Raw genomic sequence first — 19,490 nt, 5'->3', positions numbered from 1 at the left:
TATCTAGACATGTACGACAGGTGTCGGTTTTATGACCCTTTCAAGTCGGGGGCGAGAGTGCAGGCTCAGGCGGCGCCGTTGAGCCGAGGCATCAGTTCGCTGTGACAGCTGTCGCTGCTGCCCAGGCGTTGCGGTGCGCTGACATCGACCAGCAAGACACGGCGGTTGTCGAGCGCCAGGCTCAGGGTGACGCAGCGCTGGCCGGTGCTTATATCGAGGTAGGGCGCCGAGCGCAGGATGCGCCGCTGATAGTCGGTGGAGCCGATCAGCTGGTAAAAGTACGGCCGCCAGCTCCAGTTATTGCCGATGACACTGCTGTCGGTCTGCCACTGGCCCTGGTGGAAGCTGTAGTTGGGGGAGGTCTGATCGCCTTCGCGGTTGCAGATATAAAGACGCTGGATGTCCGGGCTCGGATGATAATTGTCCAGTGCCGCGCTGCCATCGCCGGTGAGCAGCAGGTCGCGCAGCGCCAGCAGGCTGCTGTGCAGGCGCTTTTCATTCCACTGGGCCCGGGCCGTGTGTTCCACCGTCATGTCGAGGCGTTGGTTCAGCAGTTGCCGCACCCGCGCCTTTGTCGAGTTGGCGTCGACAAACTCGGGCAGTGCCGGGGCAAAGACAAATCCCTGTACGTAGCTGGCATTGCACTGCAGTGCCAGATAAAAATCCTCAGCCGTTTCAACGCCCTCGCAGACAATCTTGCTACCCAGCTGAGCGCCCATCTGGCCGACCATCTGCAGGATCGCCTCTTTGTGGGCACTGCATGCACCATGATGGAACATGCGCAGATCCAGCTTGATCAGGTTGGGCGTGAAGGCGAGCAGGCGGTCGAGCTGCTGAAAACCGGTGCCGAAATCGTCGTAGGCGATACCGATGCCGGCGGCACGGTAGCGGCTGGCCTGGCGCTGGATCTGCTCGATCTTGCCGTTATGTTCGGTGATTTCCAGTATCAGCCGGGCCGGGTCCAGCCCGAGCTGCCGAATCATCGACAGCGTGGGCTGGTCATCACGGGCCTGCAGGTTGTCGATCCATTCCGGCGACAGGTTCAAACTCAGGAACTGCGGGCCCGCCAGGGTGCTGAATTTCTGCAGTGCCTGATAGCGTACGCTGCGATCCACGTCGAGGCGTTCCGCGGCCGAACGGGCCGGGTCGCTGAAGATGTCTGCAGCGGACTCGACCTCGCCCGTGGGGCCCCGGCGCCGGGCCAGGGCTTCGAAACCTGCAACCCGGCCGCTGGCGACTTCGACAATGGGCTGGAACCAGGGAAATACCGTCTCGCTCATGCTGACCTCCTGTTGTTGCCTGTGCGCTTCTGGGCAAGGTGCAGGCAAGCGCCGTGCCAGGCTGAGATGCAGCAGGGGCGCCGGCTGGATATTCACCCAGGCCGGGGCGTGAAAATGATATCTTCGCTTTGGCATCACCGCCGGATGGGTAATAATAAGCGCTGTTTTTGTCGTTATGAGTCAGCGCCGCGAATGCTTTCAGGGAAACGCGTTAACCGTATTACCGACCCCCTCCCGCCCAGTTGGGCGCCGGATCCCCAGCGGCTTGATTTGTTCGCAGGGGATCCTGCCGCTGGCCCGCAGTTGCTGTTCTTCACCGGCGGTTCTGCGCTGGACAGCACCAGCCGTGCCCTCAAGCGTTTTACCCATAATTCGGTGCACCTGGTGACGCCCTATGATTCGGGGGGCAGCTCGGCCATCCTGCGCAAGGCCTTTTCGATGCCGGCCATCGGCGACCTGCGCAGCCGGCTGATGTCGCTGGCCGATGAACGGGTGACGGGGCATCCCGAAGGCGTGCGACTGTTTGCACATCGCCTGTCCAAGAGCGCCGCTGGCCCGCAGCTGCGGGCGGAGCTGGACACTATTGTCGCCGGCGAACATCCGCTGGCGGCGGTTGTCGATCAGCAGACCCGGGGGCTGATCTGCATCCAGCTTCAAGCCTGTCGCGAGGCCATGGCAGAGGATTTTGACCTGCGTGGCGCCAGCATCGGCAACCTGGTGCTGGCCGGCACCTATCTGCGCAATGCCAAGAACCTGGATGCGGCCATCGCCGAATTTGCCCGTCATGCCCAGGTGCTGGGCGAGGTGCATACCGTGACCAACGACAACTACCACCTGGTGGCGCATCTGGATGATGGCTCCCGGGTGATAGGTGAGCATTTGATTACCGGTTTGGATTTGGCGGCCAGGCATGCGGTGATCGAGCAGCTGAGCCTGAGCCACTCGCCGGATGAATGGCAGCCGGTACAGTCGGTGCTGCCCGAGTCCCGCCAGCGCATGATTGCCGCCGCCGAGCTGATCTGTTTTCCGCCCGGCAGTTTTTATACCAGCGTGCTGGCCAACCTGTTGCCCCGCGGTGCCGGCCGCGCGATTGCCGCCAGTGCTGCGCCCAAGGTCTATGTGCCGAGCCTGGGGACGGACCCGGAACAGCAGGGTATCAGCCTGACGGATGCCGTACGGCGTCTGCTGGCGGTGCTGCGCCAGGATTGTGAGCCGCCGGTGCCGGTGGTGCAGCTGCTGAACTATGTGATGATCGACAGCCGCAATGGGTGCTACAACGGCGGTATCGATGTCCCGGCGCTGCATGCTCTGGGCGTGCGGGTACTGGATCTGCCGCTGGTCTCGGTGCAGAGCGCACCCCTGGCCGATGCGCAGCTGCTAAGCGAGGCGCTGCTGTCGCTGGCCTGATGCTGCGTATTGCGCCTTGCTGGCGCGATACTGTCTTTGCTCGTGCAAAGAAAGTATCCCAGACTTTTTACCTTGAAGAATACGCCCCCATCAGCCGGCCTTCGGCTGCAGTGCGCGCCGGATCTTCACTGCTCCGCCGTCAAGGTGCCTCCTCCAAAAAACTGCTATAAAATTCCGCCCGGCACTTCACCTGCAGCAAGCGTCTAAATGCGGCTTCGTTTCCTCCCTGTTTTTCAGTACCCCTCCATCGTGGCCCCGCTGCGGTGGCTGAATTTACTTCAGCTATAGTTGTGCTAGCGCCTAGAGCTAGACATCAGCGTTTTTATTTGAATTAGAAAGGCGCGCACTTCAGCCCCGTGAAACCAACACACCCGGAGGAGAGGTCCATGTCGGTAGCCGTTGCGTCGCGCATGGAGCACCTGGACGACAGTGCGCTGGGCCAGGCGCTGGTCAGGGCCGGGCGTTTGTCGGAAGCAGACTTGCTCAGAGTCGAGCGCATGCGTGGCAGTCAGCCAGAGGCGGCGCCGCTGTCGGCACTGCTGGTAAAGCTCGGGCTGGTATCCGAACGCAATATGGCGGCCAGTCTGGCCGAGTTGCTGCAGCTGCCGCTGGCGCAGGCGGCGGACTATCCAGAGGTTGCGGTGCTGGATGCTGGCCTGTCGTACCGCTTTATGAAGGAGGCACAGCTGGTCCCGCTGCGCCGGGATGATGACACCCTGGTGCTGGCCATGGTCTGCCCGCAGGATGCATTTTCCCGGGATGCGGTGGCACTGGCGGTGGATGCGCCCATTAGCGTTGTGGTGGGTGTCGGCTCCGAAATCGATGCGGCGCTGGAGCGACTGCACGGTGAGGGCCAGAGCCAGATGGGGGGCATTCTGTCCGAGGTGGCGCCGAGTGAGGATGCCGAGGAGAGTGTTGAACTGCTGATGGACATGGCCAGCGGCGCCCCTGTGATACGGCTGGTCAATCTGATTATTCAGCGAGCGGTTGAGGCGCGGGCGTCGGATATTCATATCGAACCCTTCGAAAACAGTCTCAAGGTGCGTTTTCGCATCGATGGGGTGCTCAAGGAGGGCGAAGCGCCCCCGGTGAAAATGTCCCCGGCGGTGATTTCCCGTATCAAGATCATGGCGCGGCTGAATATAGCCGAGCGGCGTCTGCCCCAGGACGGTCGCATAGAGCTGCGGGTGCAGGGGCAGGATCTGGATGTGCGTGTCTCCACCGTCCCCACCATGCACGGCGAGAGCGTGGTGATGCGTCTGCTGAACCGCGAAAGTGTGTCGCTGGACTTTGCCGAACTGGGTTTTTCCGAGGACATCCGCCGGGACCTGGAGCAGCTGCTGAAAATTCCCAATGGCATGATCTTGGTGACAGGCCCCACCGGTAGCGGCAAAACCACCACCCTTTATACGGCCATGCACCGCCTGAATACGCCGGAGCGCAAGCTGATCACGGTGGAAGATCCGGTGGAGTATCAGCTCGAGGGTATTAACCAGATCCAGGTGAAATCGGCCATCGGTTTGAATTTCGCCAACGCGCTGCGTTCCATCGTACGGCAGGATCCGGATGTCATCATGGTGGGCGAGATGCGCGATCTGGAAACCGCCCGCATCTGTATTCAGTCGGCCCTCACCGGTCATCTGGTGCTTTCAACCCTGCACACCAACGATGCCGCCAGCAGTGTGACCCGTTTGCTGGAAATGGGCGTAGAGGACTATCTGCTGACTTCGACCCTGAATGCGATTGTCGGTCAGCGTCTGGTGCGCTTGCTGTGCACTCACTGCAAGGAGGTCTACGAACCCCTGGCGGAAGTGACCCGGGAGCTGAAGCTCGAGGCGCTGAACGCAGGCCGGCCGGTGCGGCTGTACCGGGCCCGGGGCTGCGAACACTGTCAGGGCACCGGTTTCCATGGCCGGCTGGTGATCCATGAGCTGCTGATGATGAATGATGAAGTGCGCCGTCTGGCGCTGCAGCATGCGGACTCCGGGCGGATTCTGCAGGCCGCCCGCGCTGCCGGCATGCGCACCCTGTACGAGGATGGTTGCCTGAAAGCCCTGGCGGGCCTGACCAATCTTGAAGAAGTCATTCGTGTCACCCAGGAGTCCTGAACCATGGCGCAGTTTCAGTACCGGGCGGTCACGGCAGAAGGCGAGGAGCGCAGCGGTGCGCTGGAAGCCGCCGATCAGGCCCTGGCGGTGCAGCAGCTGCAGCGCGGCGGTCTGATCCCCATCTCGGTGGAGGAGGCGGGCAGCGGTACAGGCTTGGCCTCGCTACTGCAGTTGAAACTGACCCTGGGGGCATCGTCGCAGCGCCAGGTGCTGCAGTTCAGTCTGGATCTTGCGACCCTGATGCGTGCCGGCGTCACTCTGGACCGGGCGCTGGATATCATGCGCCGGGTTGCCGGTGACGAGCAGTCGCTGGCGCTGCTCGGAAGGATTCAGGACGGCGTGCGCAAGGGGCAGGCGTTGTCGGTGGTGTTGAAAGAGCAGGGCGGGCGTTTTTCGCGCTTTTATATCAGCATGGTGCATGCCGCCGAGATGTCCGGCAGTTTGGCGGATGGCCTGGGTGATCTGGCACTCTATCTTGAGCGCAGCCGCGAATTGCGCGAAAAAACTCTGTCGGCGCTGCTCTATCCGCTGATCCTGCTTTGCGTGGCCGGCCTCTCGCTGCTGGTGATTCTGACCTATGTGATCCCGCAGTTTCAGCAACTGTTCGATGATATGGGCAAGGCGCTGCCGCTTTCGACCCAGATCGTGATCGGCCTGGCCGAGCTGGTGCGCGATGGTGGGCCCTGGGTGCTGTTATTGCTGATCCTGTTTGTGCTCTGGTTTCGCCGCCGCTTGCAGGATGCCAGTGTGCGCCTGCGCTGGGATGCCTGGCTGTTGCGCCTGCCGCTGCTGGGCAGCCTGTTGCAGCGTCTGGACACGGCCCGCTTCAGTCGCAGCCTGGGGACCCTGGTACGCGGTGGCGTACCCCTGCTGAGTGCGCTGCAGATTGCACGGGAAACGCTTTCAAACAGCATGATGGTGCAGGGCGCCGATACCGCTGCTGCGAGCCTGAAGGAGGGCCGTCGTCTTGCCGAGCCACTGCAGGCCACCGGTGTGTTCCCGACCCTGGCGTTGCAGATGATCCAGGTGGGGGAAGAAACCGGCCAACTCGATGACATGCTGCTCAAGGTGGCGGATGTCTATGATCGCGAGGTGGCCAATGCCCTGCAGCGCATGCTGACCATTCTGGAGCCCGTACTTATTGTGGGATTAGGGCTCATGATCGCCGGCATTATCATGTCGATCCTGGTTGCGATCATGTCGATCAACGAACTGCCACTTTGACCCCTGTCACTTGACATCTGAGGACTGCAAATCGTGAGTATTTTTCCCACCCATGCAAAGCCCTCCACTGCCTCTGCCGGCATTCGCCATGGAGTCGCGGGCTTTACGCTGCTTGAACTGCTGGTGGTGCTGGTGATCCTCGGGTTACTGGCGAGCCTGGTGGGCCCGCAGGTGCTCAAGCATCTGGGCACCTCCAAAACTAAAACTGCGGCGCTGCAGATCGAAGAACTGAGTGCGGCGCTCGATCTGTACCGGCTTGAAGTGGGCCGTTATCCGACGGGGGCCGAGGGGCTGGATGCGCTGATCAAGAAACCCTCCAGTGCGCCGAACTGGAATGGCCCCTATCTGAAGAAAACCGTGGTGCGCAAGGATCCCTGGGGCTATGACTATGTTTATGTCTTTCCGGGTCAGCACGGCGAATTTGATCTTTATTCTCTGGGCGCTGATAACCGCGACGGCGGTGATGGGGAGAACCAGGATGTGCGCAGCTGGGAGTAATGGCGGTGTCTGCGTGAAAGCCGCCGCCCAGGCCGGTTTTACGCTGCTGGAGCTGCTGGTGGTACTGGTGCTGGCCACCCTGATGCTGAGCCTGGTGGTGCCGCGCTTTGCGGCTGTAGTACCTGGGGTTGAGCTCAAAAGCACGACCCAGAAAACGGCCTCCTTGCTGCGCCATGCCCGCAGTCGGGCGATGGCGGAAAGCCGTCTGATCGCCATTGACCTTGATCCCGATGTCCATGCCCTGCGCCTGAGCCATCGCGAAGGTCCCGTTGTTCTGCCGGACAGCATAGCGCTGAGCCTCAGCGATGCCGGCAGCCTGGCGTTGGGGCATGAAATTCTAGCTCCACTGAGCCTCGAAGCCTCGGCGCCTGGGCCCAGCATCCGGTTTTATCCCGATGGCAGCTCCAGTGGCGGCAGTCTGCTGCTGAGCGGCCCGTCCGGGCGCTACCGGATCGATGTCGACTGGCTCACCGGTCGGGTGCATATCGATGATGGGACCCCGGTGGAGGCTGTGCCCAATGGCTAGTCCATTCAACGCCCGATCCTGTGGCCAGGGTGCGGGCCGCCAGCACGGCTTTACACTGCTCGAAGTGTTGGTGGCCTTCGTGATTCTGGCGTTGTCCCTGGGTGTCATTCTGCAGATATTCTCGTTGACCATGCGTACCACCGGCAGCGCCAGTGCGCAGCAGCAGGCGCTATTGCTGGCCGAGTCGCGTCTGGCGGAACTCTCGACCCTGAACGAACTGCGCTCCGGGCGCGATCAGGGGCCTATTGATGAGCGTTTTGACTGGTCCTCGCGTGTTGAACGCTTTGCGTTTCCGGACCAGGAACTGGCCGTCGAGTCCTTCTGGGTACCCTATAAAATCGATGTGACGGTGCACTGGGATGGTAATCAGGAACTCACCCTGACCACGCTGCGCCTGGTCAACGAGCAATGAACGGCCGCCAAAGCCAGGGTTTCACCCTGGTAGAGCTGCTGATCGCATTGCTGCTGACCGGGCTGGTGGCCATGCTGGTGTTTGGCGCCTTTCGCATCGCTACGGGCAGCTGGGAACGGGTGATCCGGCAGCAGGAGCGGGCGCACGAAAGCTATCTGGTGCAAAGCTTTGTGCGCCGCCTGCTGGAGCAGGCGCAGCCCTTGCGGGTGCGGGATACTGAAACGCGACTGTCGGTTGCCATGTACGGTGACGCACAGCAGCTGACCTTCGTTACCGAGCTGCCCGCGCGCAGGGGTTCGGCGCAACTCTACTGGTGTCAGCTGCGCGTGAAGGGTCCGGATAACGGCCAGCCCCGCCAGCTGATCATGACAACGCGGGTCTATACCGAAGGTGAGGTCATCGACTGGCAGAACCCGCTTGAGTCGAGCGGCGAGGGTATCAACGGCGAGCAGATTGCCCTTACTGAACCGCAAGAGAGAGTGCTGCTGCAGGGCGTCGCCGAACTTGAACTTGAGTATCTCTATTACGATGAGAGTGATCAGCCGGAGTGGCGCCGGGAATGGCAGGACCAATCCGTATTGCCCTATCTGGTGCGTCTGCGTGCGTTGCCTGAGGATGACAATGGCCTGGCGGGCGAGGCTGTTACCGCCTTCTGGCCGCAGCTGACGGTGTCACCGACGGAGTACCGCTATGGCGGCAAAACCCTGTTGTAATCATTCCGGGCCTAGTCGTGCTGGCTGGCAACAGCGGGGCCTGGCGCTGGTCGCCGTACTCTGGGTGCTGGTACTGCTGTCGCTGCTGGCGGCCAACCTGTCCCAGGGCAGTCGCAGCAATGCCCAGCTGGCGCAGAACCTGGTGGCGGCGACCCAGGGCAAGTATGCCAGCGAAGCCGGCATGCAGTGGGCGCTGTGGAATCTGCAGCAACCGCCGGATGAACAGTGGCTGGCCGATGGCAGCGTACAGCGGCTGTTGCTGGATGATATCCCGGTGCGGGTGGCGTTGCAGGATGAGAGCGGCAAGATTGATCTGAATGCGGCGCCAGTCGAGCTGCTGAGTGGGCTCTTCCTGGCAGCAGAGCTGGACGCTTCCACGGCTGATGCATTGGCCGATGCGATTCTGGATTGGCGTGACGATGACGACCTGCGTCGCCTCAACGGCGCTGAGGATGATGACTATCTGGCAGCGGGTCGGGAAGACGGGGCCAAGGATGCGTCCTTTGAAAGGGTCGAGGAGCTGCAACGGGTGCTGGGTATGACGGCGGACATCTACCGCCGCGTCAAGGGCAGCCTGACCGTTTTCAATGGCCTGCCGGCCATCAATCCACTGTACGCGCCGCGGCTGGCGTTGCTGGCATTGCCCGGCGCGGATGAGGGCACGGTCGATCAGTATATCGAACAGCGGCGGCGTAACCGACTCGATGGTCTGGATGCGCCGGAACCGCCGTTGCCTGAGTCTCAGTACATGACTGCCGGGCGCGAGGGGGTTAACTACACAGTGCTGGCCGAAGCCGAGGTCGGGCCGGTGGTGCGGGCGCGTTTCAGTGCCCAGATTCAGCGTCGCGGCCGTTCGGCTCAGGGTGGGCTGAGCCGAGTTCAGCGCGAAATGGAACCGCTGTTTGAAGAAGTCGGCATGTAAAAAGCCCGTTGTGGGAGCCCCCGTGAGAATGGCGCTGATATAAAACCCTGCACCTGGGAGTATTCGCCCACCGAGTGGGCTCCTGCGCCTAATATGAACTAGGCTCAACAAATAATTATTTTAGTAAATAAGGAGATACCGGTGATCGAGACAACCGGTAGCCGATTGCAGCGTTGGCGAGAGGGGCTTTTTCAGCTTCTGTCCGGTTTTTGGTATTGGTGGAGCGCCGAGCTACGTGGGCTGCTGCCGGCCAGCTGGCGCCGGCGCTTCAGTGTTATGGCACTGGTGCTGCGTATCGAGCAGCCGGAAGATCCGCAGCTGGTGGTGCTGGATCATGACGAAGAAGCCTATCGCGTGGCGCTGGACAGCGTCCCTGCGCCGCAACTGCGGCAGCAACTGATGCAGATGGCACGTGATGCCGGCCATACCCTGCTGCAGCTGGATGCTCGCAGCGTTTTGCACAAGATGTTGACCCTGCCGGCGGTTACCGAATCACGGCTTGAATCGGTACTGGGATTCGAGATGGATCGCCATACACCCTTTCGTGCCGATGAGGTTTACTACGGTTACCGGGTTGCCCGGCGCGACAGCGCGAATCAGCGCATCCTGGTGGATCTGTATCTGTTGCCGCGCAGCCGTCTGGATAGGCTGCTGCAACAGCTGCAAAACTTTGGCATCGTGCCCACTGCAGTCTTCCCCATTGATGTCATTACGCCCAGCGCATTTGAAAGCCAGACCCTCAACCTGCTGCCCAGGCAGCAGCGCTCCAGCGCCGGTCAGCAGCGCCAGCGTTCACTGCGTAACCGCATTCTGCTGTCGGTCGTCTTGCTGGCGCTGCTGGCAGGCTTTCCGTTGTATGAGCGCTCGCAGCGGGTGGCCAGCCTCGAGGCTGCGCTGGAGCAACCCCGCAGTCAGGCACAGCGTGCCCAGCAGGTGCGCGCAGAAATCGATACGCTGGTCGATGGGCGGCAATTTCTGGGGCGCAAAAAAGCGGCTCAGGTGCCGGCATTGATTATCCTTGATGAGCTGACGCGCCAGCTGCCGGACAATACCTGGCTGAGTCGCTTTGAGCTGAATGGCCAGGTTCTGCGAATTCAGGGCGAGTCGGGCAGTGCTTCATCGCTTATCGGCTTGCTGGAGGGGTCCGAGTTGTTAATGACGGTGGATTTCACCTCCCCGGTGACCATCAATCCGCGCAGCCGTCGCGAGCGCTTCAGTATAGAGGCGCGACTGGAAACCGGCGCCGCTGCAGTAATTCCAACCGGGCCTGAAGTGGAAGCCGCACCATGAATCGCCTGAGCCCGCAACGCAGTCGCCTGCTGGCGGTGGGGCTGCTGCTGATACTGGTGCTGCTGGTGGCGCTGCTTGTCAAGCCGGTGCTGGGCAGCTATTTGAGCTACGGTGAACGCATCGAGTCGCTGGAAAATCAGCTGTCGATCTATCAGCGTCTGGCGGCTGGGCTGGCCGATGACGAGGCGCGCCTGGCAACCTTGCGGGCGGCGGAACCGGTTACCGATCTTTACTTGCCGCAGAACAAGCCTGCACTGGCGGCGGCGCATTTGCAGCAGTATCTGCACAGTCAGGTCGGCCGTGGTGGTGGCCAGGTCATCAGTACCCAGATTTTGACATCGGCCGAGGCGGGGCCTTTGCAAACCATCGCCATTCAGGTGCATATGCGCGGCGAGCTCAATGATCTGGTCAACCTGTTTTATAGCCTGGAGTCCGGCAAGCCGGCGCTGTTCGCCGAGAACATCACGGTACTGGCCAATCCGCGCCGACAAAGCCGGGTGGCGCGCAGAAATAACCGCCGGGTTGAAGTACAGGCCGTGCCGGCACTGGATATTCGCTTTGACCTGACAGGCTTTGCACCGCGGGAAAAAACACCATGATCATGTGGCGCAGTTACCTTAATGCTCTGGCGCCGGCGCTGTTGGTAGTGCTGGTATCGACGCCGCTGAAAGCCGCGCAGGAGACAGATAAAGCACTGCCGACTGCGGTACCGCAGCCTCAGCAGTCAGAGACCCAGCAGTCAGAGGTCGATCCGTCTGAGTTCATGCCGCTTGAAAATGACCAGGCGAAAAACGAGCAAACTGAAACTATGCAGGCAGAGCCCGAGGTGCTGGAAGGCGACGCCGTCGCACTGCCGCCGTTTGCGCCGCGCAGTCAGTTTGACGAAATGCTGGAGCGCCCCCTGTTCCATTCCAGCCGCAGACCCCAGGGGGGCGAGCCCAGCGGTGGTTCGGCCCAGGAGCTGCGGGAAACCTGGAAACTGACCGGCATAGTGCTGGTGGGCGACGAGGTGCGTGCGCTGTTCAAGGAGCGCAATGGCGAACGCCGTCTGCGGCTGGGTACCGGCATGCCGCTGGATGCCAACTGGGTGCTGGATGAAATTAATCTGGAAACGGTTGTCATGGGCTCGGGGGACGAGCAGGTGACGCTGGATCTGCTGGAGCCCAGAGACAGCACACCGGCGGCCGTGCCCGAACAGGCGACGCCGGCCCGTGCTGATAGCGAGGCTGCGCCGCTGGATGAGCGCACCCGCGAAGCCTCGCGCCAGCTGGAACAGCAAGCCGAATCCGTGAAGGAGACTCTGAATGAGTAATGCCATCAAAACCGCGCTGCTGCTGGTCTCCTGTCTGGCACTGAGTGCCTGCGCCCTGAAAGACATGCAGAATCCGGACGCGCTCGATAATCCCTGGCGCAATCCGGATGCTCAGCGCGACGCCGGGCCCAGCGGGGCCAGTGCAGTGAGTCGCAAGGTGCTGGATAGTTCGGCGGAACCGACGCGTTTTGCCGCCGAGGCCGGTGTCCCGCAAGGCCAGGATGCACCGCGCACCGAGCTGTATGGCGGCAATGGCGTGTTTTTTGATATCGGCAGCGACGACAAGGGGGCGCCGGCGGAGGGGGATATCACCTTTAACTTCCAGGGTGCCGAGATCAGCGAGGTGGTGAAAACCATTCTGGGGGATATTCTGCAGGCCAATTACATTCTGGATGATCAGGTGCGCGGGGTCGTCAACATGCAGACCAGCCGGCCGATCAGCCGCGATGCGCTGGTGCCGACGCTGGAAAAGCTGCTGCAGGTTAACGGTGCGGCCCTGATTGATCGCAACGGCTTGTATGAAGTGGTACCCATCGACAGCGTCAACGGTGGCGCCATCAGCCTGCGGGGCAATCTGAGCGCGGACCGAGGCTACCAGATACTGGTGGTGCCGCTGCGCTATATCGGTGCCCAGGAAATGCTCAAGATACTGGAACCGCTGAAACCGCGCCAGGGCATGATGGAGGCCGATGAACGGCGCAATCTGCTGGTACTGGGCGGTACTCAGGGCGAGCTGGTGAGCCTGCGCGATACCATTAAAACCTTCGATGTGGATCAGCTGCAGGGCATGTCGGTGGGCCTGTTCCGGCTGCAGTCGGTGGATGCCGAGGTGCTGGTGGCGGAGCTGGGCGCCATCTTTGGCGATGCTGCCGACGGCCCTCTGGCAGGCATGGTGCGTTTTATGCCTATCGAACGGCTGAATGCGTTGCTGGTGATTACCGCCCAGCGCAAATATCTGTCGGATGCCAGGACCTGGATCACCCGGCTGGATCGCAGCGAAGGCGCCCAGGGGCTGGGCATGTATGTGTATTACGTGCAGAACGGACGGGCTGAAAACATGGCCGATATGCTCGGGCAGCTGTTTGATGGTCAGCGGCGCAACCGTCAGGCCCGCGAGGCGGATGCTGCACGCAGGCCTGCCGCCGCCACAACGGCGGCGGCGGACGCTGATGCAGACGGTACCGTCACAAGGGCTGAAGCCAGCGCAGGGCCCGCCAATATCGATGTGGGTGAGGTGAGCATTATCGCCGATAACGAAAACAACGCCCTGCTGATCATGGCGTCACCCGGCGATTACGACAAGGTGCACAAGGCCATACAGAAGCTGGATGTGCTGCCGCTGCAGGTGCTGGTTGAGGCCACCATTGTTGAAGTCTCGCTGGAAGATGAACTGCAGTACGGCCTGCAATGGTTCTTCAAAAACCATCTGGGCAGCGGCACCAAGGGCTTCGGTACTGTCGGGCAAAGCCCGATTTCCTCGGCGGCCGATGTGATCGGCAGCGGCAGTTACGAAGTGATCAGTGGCGCCAGTACCCGGGCATTGCTGAATGTACTGGCGACGGATTCACGCCTCAATGTGGTGTCTTCGCCCACCCTGATGGTGCTGGATAATCACACCGCCGAGATCAAGGTGGGTGATCAGGTGCCGATTCAAACCTCATCGACCACCAATACCAGCAGTGACCTTGGGAATACCACCAGCACAATTCAGTACCGTGATACCGGTGTACTGCTGGAAGTAACACCGCGGGTGAATGCCGGTGGCATGGTGGTACTGGATATTACCCAGGAAGTGAACGATGTCGATCGCACCACCAGTTCGGGTATCGACTCGCCCACCATTATCCAGCGCCGGGTGAATACCAGCGTTGCCGTGCAAAGCGGCGAAACCCTGGTGCTCGGCGGCCTGATCAAGGAAAACCGCACCTACAGCGGGGAAGGCATACCCTATCTGCGGCATGTGCCACTGCTGGGCTGGGCCTTTGGCAGCCGCGGCAAGAGCACCCAGCGCACCGAACTGGTGGTCATGATTACGCCCACGGCCGTCACCGATACGGCGGATGCGCGGGAGGTCACCCGCGAATACCGCAACAAGCTGCGCGGCCTTGAACTGCAGTCCAGACCCCTGGATAGAGGCGCGAGGGTCAACTAGGCCTGCGCGCCCTGTCTGGTACGGGCGCGCTCAGTTTTGTTGCACCGTCGATAATATTAAAAATCCATAAAGTACAATCACCTACCGATCGAAGAATCCTGCGTCGGCTCCCCGCTGTATTTGTGTCCTGTCAAAGCTGCCTGTACAGGCATGTATCGTCACGCTTACAACCGTATTTTTAATTATTTTGTTTAAATACAATGCCTTAGGTGATTTTTGCGTATTTATGTAAGCCCAGCTTTACGGTCTGGGTTCAACAATACACATTGAGTGGCAATTATTTTTTTTATTTTCAATGGCTTATGGATATGGCCCGGCCCTTGCCTAAGTTAGTAACGAACAGCACCTGTGATGCAGTTCGCTGACTACTAGATAGAGTAAGTTATGTTTCTTAACAACGTAATTAATGGCGCCGACAAGAAAGCTGGGAGTTACTCCGGTTCTACTCAAAGCCATCTAATCGATGTGTGGGATCTGCTGGGTCTGATTCTGGTGGCCGGACTTTCGATATATATCTGGTTTGATCAGGCTGGCGCACCGGGCCCAGATACTCTGCTCCACTCAGATGGCGATTCGGCAGCGGCTTCCGCCACAAACATCCGGAGCTCGCAATCGACAACGACAATATTGCCAGCGCCGCTGGGACAGAAACAAGAGAGTAGGAGTGCGTCGCACCGCTACCTTGATACCGAACTGGCAGACAACTCAGGACAAAGCCGTACTGCGGATAAGGTAATTGAGCGTCTTGCGTTGTTACAGCAACGCCCTGCGTGGACCCTGACTTCTTTTGATTTAGACAATTTAATGAAAGACCTGGATCTGCTGGTCGACCAGGGCAGTACCGCTATTGAAGCAATACGTCAATTCTTGAGGCGCTCTTTGGATGTGGATTTAGGGGCTTGGGATGGAGCCGAAAAACTCGAGCCTCCGTCCCTGCGCCTGGCACTGTTTGAGGTACTGCATCGTATTGGTGGCAATGGGGTGGAAGCTATCTGGTTTGAGGAATTGCGTGCCACGACCAATCCACTCGAAATACAAACCTTGGGGCGGTACCTGGATGAGTACAGGCCCGGGCTTTATGACAGAGAAATCCTGTCATCTGCACGTGAAGCCCTGTCACTGGCAACGGCTCAAGGCAACAGTGACCGGGATATCGCTCCATTGTTTCAGGTATTTGAAAATTATGGCGACAGCAGTCTTATACCCGATCTTGAGCAAGTGCCGGAAATGTGGTGGGGGCGTTATGCCGCCGTGACACTGGCTGGATTGCCAGACGGTACGGGACTATCCAGTCTTCGGGATCGTCTGGCACTAGATTCACCCCGCACAAATCTTGGCGCCCGTTTTGCGCTGCAACTGCTGGCGCAGTCTGCCGAATACCCCGAGGCTCAGGTGGCACTGATGGACACTGTGCATCAACAACAGATTCCCGACGCGCTTTGGCGGGAGATCGCCTGGACGATCGCCGGAACCTATCAGGTTCAATTCAACAATCCAAAAGCCAAGGTTAAAAACGAGCCACAAAATACGTCGCCGGCCGCTATTTATTCCGTGAACAAATTCATCTCCTTTGGGCCGGGTGGAAACCAGGTTCTCTTCGGGGTGCGTTACGCGATGCCACAACTGACCCGTGAGCAGATGGCTCAGCGTTTGGATTTGATTGATACCTTGCTGCTGGAAACGAATAGTCCGGTAGCTCAACAGGTACTGCAGCAGGCCTTTGAAACGATCTGGTCTGCCTATAACGAGGAGGGGAAATGGTAAGAAATCAAGGCTACATACGTCGTATCCATACCTCTCAACTAGCCGTAGTGAGGTTTAACGATGATGCCCAAATGAAACTTGGAGGGCGCGGAAATGAAACTACTTCGAAGCGGAAATAAACTGACGCGATCTTTGCTCGGTGCGGTAATTGGCCTCGGCGCATTATCGACGGTGGTTTGGGCGGCGCATCCGCTCGTAACACTGACAGGCAGCGATTTTGAAATTGAAAGATCGTTTACAGCTGGAGACCCCGGCGCGAATATCAAGCTGGACGATATGGGGAGGATCGACTGGACGGATGCCGGTGGAGTATTGACCAGCGGCGTTACCGTAGTTCCGGACGAGGATATCACTATCGGTAACAAGACCGATGACAGTGCCTTCGGTCAGGGAACCTCCGAGGACACTGCAGTGCCGAGCGTTGTTGCAGGGGGTGTTCCACCGAACAAAAGCGATCTGAAAAAATTCGGGATCTATGTCGAAGAGGATGGTGATACTTTCGTCAACGTATTCTGGACCCGAGTACAGGACCCGAACGGCACCACGAACATGGACTTCGAGTTCAACCAGTCGGATGTTGTATCAGCCAATGGCGTAACGCCGATACGTACCGCGGACGACCTGTTGCTGCAGTACGACCTGGCAAATGGCGGGACCAAGCCTGAGCTCTTCCTGTCCCAGTGGATAACGGCAGCCAGCGCTGGTGGCGCGGCGGCAAGTACAGTATGCGAGGCGACCAACAAATTTCCTTGCTGGGGTAAAAAACAAAACCTGTCTGCGGCCAATCTGGCAGCGGGTTCGATTAACAATGTCTCCATTCTGCATGCTGACGCCGACGGCCTCGATGAGGGTGCCGGGCTCGATGCGCGAACCTTTGGTGAGGCACAGTTTAATCTGACCGGGATAGTGGGTTCAGAAGAGTGTATAAGCTTCGGTAGCGTTTATCTGAAGAGCCGCTCGTCCGACTCTTTCACCGCGGCCTTGAAAGACTTTATTCCGCCTGAATCTGTCGATATTACCAACTGCGCTACTGTAAAAATTATCAAGAAAGATGATGCTGGTACCGTATTGGAAGGTGCCGAGTTCACCATCTATAACGACAATGCGCCGACGGGAACCTTCAATCTGGACGGTGCAACGCCTGACACTGTACTTTTGGATGGCGCTGGCGAGACAGTCAAATGTACAACGCTGGCTAATGGTACATGTCAAATCACCGATATCTTTGCCGGGCTTTATTGTGCGAAAGAGACAGTGGTGCCGCCCAACTATATCGGATCTGACCCGCAGTGTTTCGAAGTTGATCCTGCGATCCCGGTAACTGAAGTGGAATTCACCAACCGGCGACTGGGTTCCATCCTGGTGAAAAAGGCAGATGATGACGGTGCTGCGCTGGCTGGGGCTGTATTCGAGGTGATTTCCGACACTCCCGATCAAAGTGATGTTTCATTACCGGTTACTTTGACAGAAAGCCCGACGGGTTATCACTGTGTTGATGGCCTGCCGATCAAGAATGCTTCGCTGGATGTCGTCAGTTATACCGTAAGTGAAACGACGGTGCCTGAAGGCTATTTTGGCGCTTCTGACGCCTCGACATCTGCGGTATTCGAAACCTGTGCCACCCGCACCGAGACAACGCCAGCCGATGCTGATGTCAATCTGATTTTCGAGAACGAGCGGAAACCCGGAGCTATCAAAATCACTAAAACCACGAAGGACGTTAATGGTGACCCGACAACGATTGCGCATCCTGGCGTTACCTTCAACATCTATGACGACGAGGACCAGCTTGTGGGTACGCAAGTCACGGATGTAAATGGCGTAGCTTGCCTGGCTGATCTCAATGTCGGTGACACTTACAAGGTTGAGGAAACCGCGCCAACTGGTTATGCCGGTGAAAGTGCCAAGAATGTGGAAGTGACCGGTGATGCCACCTGTGGTAGTGGTGACGAGGATACCGTAAGCTTCCACAACACCCCGCTTGGCAAGTTCACCATCAGCTATGATTCGTTGCCAATGGATGGTCATGGTGCAACCAAAGCGACCGTTAGCTGTACTGGCGAAGGTGTCGGTACCGTTATCGCTGAAACCGATCTGTTCGATGGCGACAGCGAGACTTCCAGCAGTCTCAACTTCGAGACTCAGGCGACCTATACCTGCACCATCGTAGTTGACCCCTAAAACAAAATAGTTTCAGGGTGATATTAAAAAGGGCGGGATAATCCCGCCCTTGTTCAATTCTGTCAGTTTGCCGAGACAACAAGTCCGTCACTGGTCGATACATTTCCCGCCGCGTCATAGACCCTGATCGAGAGTTCATATAAACCCTGTCGTTTGGGAACGTCCCACCAGCAGGTATGGAACGCAGAGGTGTAGCCGAAGCTGGGTACCGGGTCGGTAGCGGAGCACAGAACTCGTCCATCAACCAGATACTCGACCTTTGTTACGGCGGCGTTGTCCCAGACGTGACCTTTGATCTGATAATAGGTGCCCTTGGGAACGCTGCCGCCTTCCGGTTCCATCACTCGTCCAGTCGGCACGATGACGTCCTCACTCATTGGCATTGGGCGTCCCACCAGTGTCAAGACGATATCGATGTCGGACTGCCCGACATAGCCATCACCGTCCACATCGTAGCGGCGCCATTCCCGGGCGTTGGTCCACAGATAGCCAGGATTGCTGGGGTTAGGGCTGATCTGGCTTTGGGGGATGCCGTTTCCTTCGCCGAGATACCAGCTGATCTCTTCGACATCGAGGTTGTTTATTACTCCGTCGTCATTGAAGTCGACGGGAGAGCTGTCGACTTCGTCATCCGCTGCACTGGTATCAGCTTTGGCTTTCAGATAGTTGCTGCCCCAGAGGATGTAAGGCTGGTAGACGCCATCGACATAACCAACCGAGTACAGCAGCGTTGAAATGGAGTGTTCGAGGCTGTCGTTCCAGCCGTCATTGTCGGCATCGGCATTCATGCAACGATTGTAAAATTTGATGGCCCAGTCATTATCGCTACGACCGTCTAGCACGATGTTGTTGGCGTTGGACGTGCCAACATTGGTTACGGTTACGCTGTAAAACTCGTCGTTCGAGCTGTACGTGGGGAACATGCACAGCTGTGCCCGGTTGGCCACCGAGGGAGCGATAATTTCCCTGCCTTTTTGGCCCGGATCCTCGCTCTGCATGTCTGCATCCGGCGCTGCGCTGGACAAGACGAGTTCGGAACCCTCCCAGGAGAGGTTGACCGTGATTGCAGCCGGGTGGCTCTGGCAGCCGGGGTATTGTGGAGTGAACGTGAAGCTTTCACCTGGCTTCAGACCGCCGATCGCTTTCCAGTCCAATTCATCGTCTTCACCCAAGCAATTTTCTGGTCTTGGGCCGTAGCGGAAATAGTAGTCCTCTACTGTGAGGCTCAGCGGCGTATAAGTCGCCCCCGTTGTGTCCTGCTTGCCCTTCGTTGTGGGCTTGCCCGCCTGTACAGGACTGGTGAGCATCAGAGCCATGGTCGCTAATGTCAGCGGGGTCCACAGCAATCGGCGCCGAGCAACGTTCGCTGTTGCCTTAGTGCGAATGCCGCCCAGGGCACTATGATTGCATCGGTGAGTAGCGTTGAGTAAACGCTGATTTTGTTTTGATTTACTAAGCCACAGCTTAGTAAACAGAAGCCTGGAAAGGCGCATAGATCTCTCCTGAAAGTTAAAAATTCAGCAAAGATCCTCTAGCGGCCAATCCGTAAGTGGTTCTCTCCTTCGGCGGTCCGGCGATCCTGATTCGCATTTGAAAACACAAACAAGGACCCGTAACTTTGCGCCGCCTGATTACTCAGGCTTTGCCTTTGTCGGGAGAGGATCTTTTCAATATAAATCTGTTGCCGCGGTACTGTTTTCC

At 58.9% G+C, this 19,490-nt stretch carries 16 protein-coding genes and 1 riboswitch; of the genes, 14 read left to right on the top strand and 2 right to left on the bottom strand.

What is annotated here, in order from left to right; all coding sequences use genetic code 11:
• Window positions 1-65: 65 nt before the first annotated feature.
• Window positions 66-1,280 (bottom strand): EAL domain-containing protein, encoded by a 1,215-nt coding sequence (locus A8C75_RS15740; protein ID WP_067384483.1) that lies wholly within the window; start codon window positions 1,278-1,280, stop codon window positions 66-68.
• A 192-nt stretch (window positions 1,281-1,472) separates the two neighbouring features.
• On the opposite strand from A8C75_RS15740, the gene A8C75_RS15735 reads away from it, so the two are divergent.
• From A8C75_RS15735 to A8C75_RS15670, 14 genes are all read left to right on the top strand, one after another.
• Window positions 1,473-2,687 (top strand): GAK system CofD-like protein, encoded by a 1,215-nt coding sequence (locus A8C75_RS15735; RefSeq protein ID WP_067384480.1) that lies wholly within the window; start codon window positions 1,473-1,475, stop codon window positions 2,685-2,687.
• Between the two features lie 386 nt (window positions 2,688-3,073).
• Entirely contained in the window at window positions 3,074-4,795 is a 1,722-nt protein-coding gene (gspE, locus tag A8C75_RS15730; protein WP_067384477.1) for a type II secretion system ATPase GspE, read from the top strand.
• 3 nt (window positions 4,796-4,798) lie between these two features.
• Window positions 4,799-6,019 carry a type II secretion system F family protein gene (locus A8C75_RS15725; RefSeq protein ID WP_067384474.1) on the top strand — a complete coding sequence of 407 codons (1,221 nt, stop codon included), beginning with the start codon at window positions 4,799-4,801 and terminating at the stop codon, window positions 6,017-6,019.
• Window positions 6,020-6,052: 33 nt separating this feature from the next.
• Entirely contained in the window at window positions 6,053-6,517 is a 465-nt protein-coding gene (gspG, locus tag A8C75_RS15720; protein ID WP_335623761.1) for a type II secretion system major pseudopilin GspG, read from the top strand.
• Window positions 6,498-7,043 carry a GspH/FimT family pseudopilin gene (locus A8C75_RS15715; protein ID WP_067384471.1) on the top strand — a complete coding sequence of 182 codons (546 nt, stop codon included), beginning with the start codon at window positions 6,498-6,500 and terminating at the stop codon, window positions 7,041-7,043. Before gspG ends, A8C75_RS15715 begins: the two co-directional genes overlap by 20 nt.
• Entirely contained in the window at window positions 7,036-7,455 is a 420-nt protein-coding gene (locus A8C75_RS15710; protein ID WP_067384468.1) for a type IV pilus modification PilV family protein, read from the top strand. Before A8C75_RS15715 ends, A8C75_RS15710 begins: the two co-directional genes overlap by 8 nt.
• Entirely contained in the window at window positions 7,452-8,168 is a 717-nt protein-coding gene (locus A8C75_RS15705) for a prepilin-type N-terminal cleavage/methylation domain-containing protein (RefSeq protein ID WP_067384465.1), read from the top strand. The genes A8C75_RS15710 and A8C75_RS15705 overlap by 4 nt, the downstream gene beginning before the upstream one ends.
• Window positions 8,146-9,090, top strand: coding sequence for a type II secretion system minor pseudopilin (locus A8C75_RS15700; RefSeq protein ID WP_067384461.1), 945 nt, complete (start codon window positions 8,146-8,148; stop codon window positions 9,088-9,090). Before A8C75_RS15705 ends, A8C75_RS15700 begins: the two co-directional genes overlap by 23 nt.
• Window positions 9,091-9,231: 141 nt before the next feature.
• Complete coding sequence (locus A8C75_RS15695) at window positions 9,232-10,380, top strand: PilN domain-containing protein (protein WP_157890309.1); 1,149 nt, start codon at window positions 9,232-9,234, stop codon at window positions 10,378-10,380.
• Window positions 10,377-10,979, top strand: coding sequence for a type II secretion system protein GspM (gspM, locus tag A8C75_RS15690; RefSeq protein WP_067384455.1), 603 nt, complete (start codon window positions 10,377-10,379; stop codon window positions 10,977-10,979). Before A8C75_RS15695 ends, gspM begins: the two co-directional genes overlap by 4 nt.
• The gene (locus tag A8C75_RS15685) at window positions 10,976-11,692 is read left to right on the top strand and encodes a hypothetical protein (RefSeq protein ID WP_067384452.1); all 717 of its coding nucleotides are present in this window, start codon (window positions 10,976-10,978) and stop codon (window positions 11,690-11,692) included. The genes gspM and A8C75_RS15685 overlap by 4 nt, the downstream gene beginning before the upstream one ends.
• Entirely contained in the window at window positions 11,685-13,844 is a 2,160-nt protein-coding gene (gspD, locus tag A8C75_RS15680; RefSeq protein ID WP_067384449.1) for a type II secretion system secretin GspD, read from the top strand. The genes A8C75_RS15685 and gspD overlap by 8 nt, the downstream gene beginning before the upstream one ends.
• Before the next feature lie 384 nt (window positions 13,845-14,228).
• Window positions 14,229-15,608: a hypothetical protein gene (locus A8C75_RS15675; protein ID WP_067384446.1), complete on the top strand. Its 1,380-nt coding sequence runs from the start codon at window positions 14,229-14,231 to the stop codon at window positions 15,606-15,608.
• A gap of 93 nt (window positions 15,609-15,701) precedes the next feature.
• Entirely contained in the window at window positions 15,702-17,789 is a 2,088-nt protein-coding gene (locus A8C75_RS15670) for an MSCRAMM family protein (protein WP_157890308.1), read from the top strand.
• A 62-nt stretch (window positions 17,790-17,851) separates the two neighbouring features.
• Here A8C75_RS15670 and A8C75_RS15665 read toward each other — a convergent pair whose 3' ends face one another.
• Window positions 17,852-19,282 carry a dockerin type I domain-containing protein gene (locus tag A8C75_RS15665; protein ID WP_067384441.1) on the bottom strand — a complete coding sequence of 477 codons (1,431 nt, stop codon included), beginning with the start codon at window positions 19,280-19,282 and terminating at the stop codon, window positions 17,852-17,854.
• Between the two features lie 68 nt (window positions 19,283-19,350).
• Window positions 19,351-19,446, bottom strand: a riboswitch (cyclic di-GMP riboswitch).
• Between the last annotated feature and the right edge of the window lie 44 nt (window positions 19,447-19,490).

The organism is Marinobacterium aestuarii (assembly GCF_001651805.1).
Classification (GTDB): Bacteria; Pseudomonadota; Gammaproteobacteria; order Pseudomonadales; family Balneatricaceae; genus Marinobacterium_A; species Marinobacterium_A aestuarii.
This window is presented reverse-complemented; position numbering and strand designations above follow the sequence as displayed.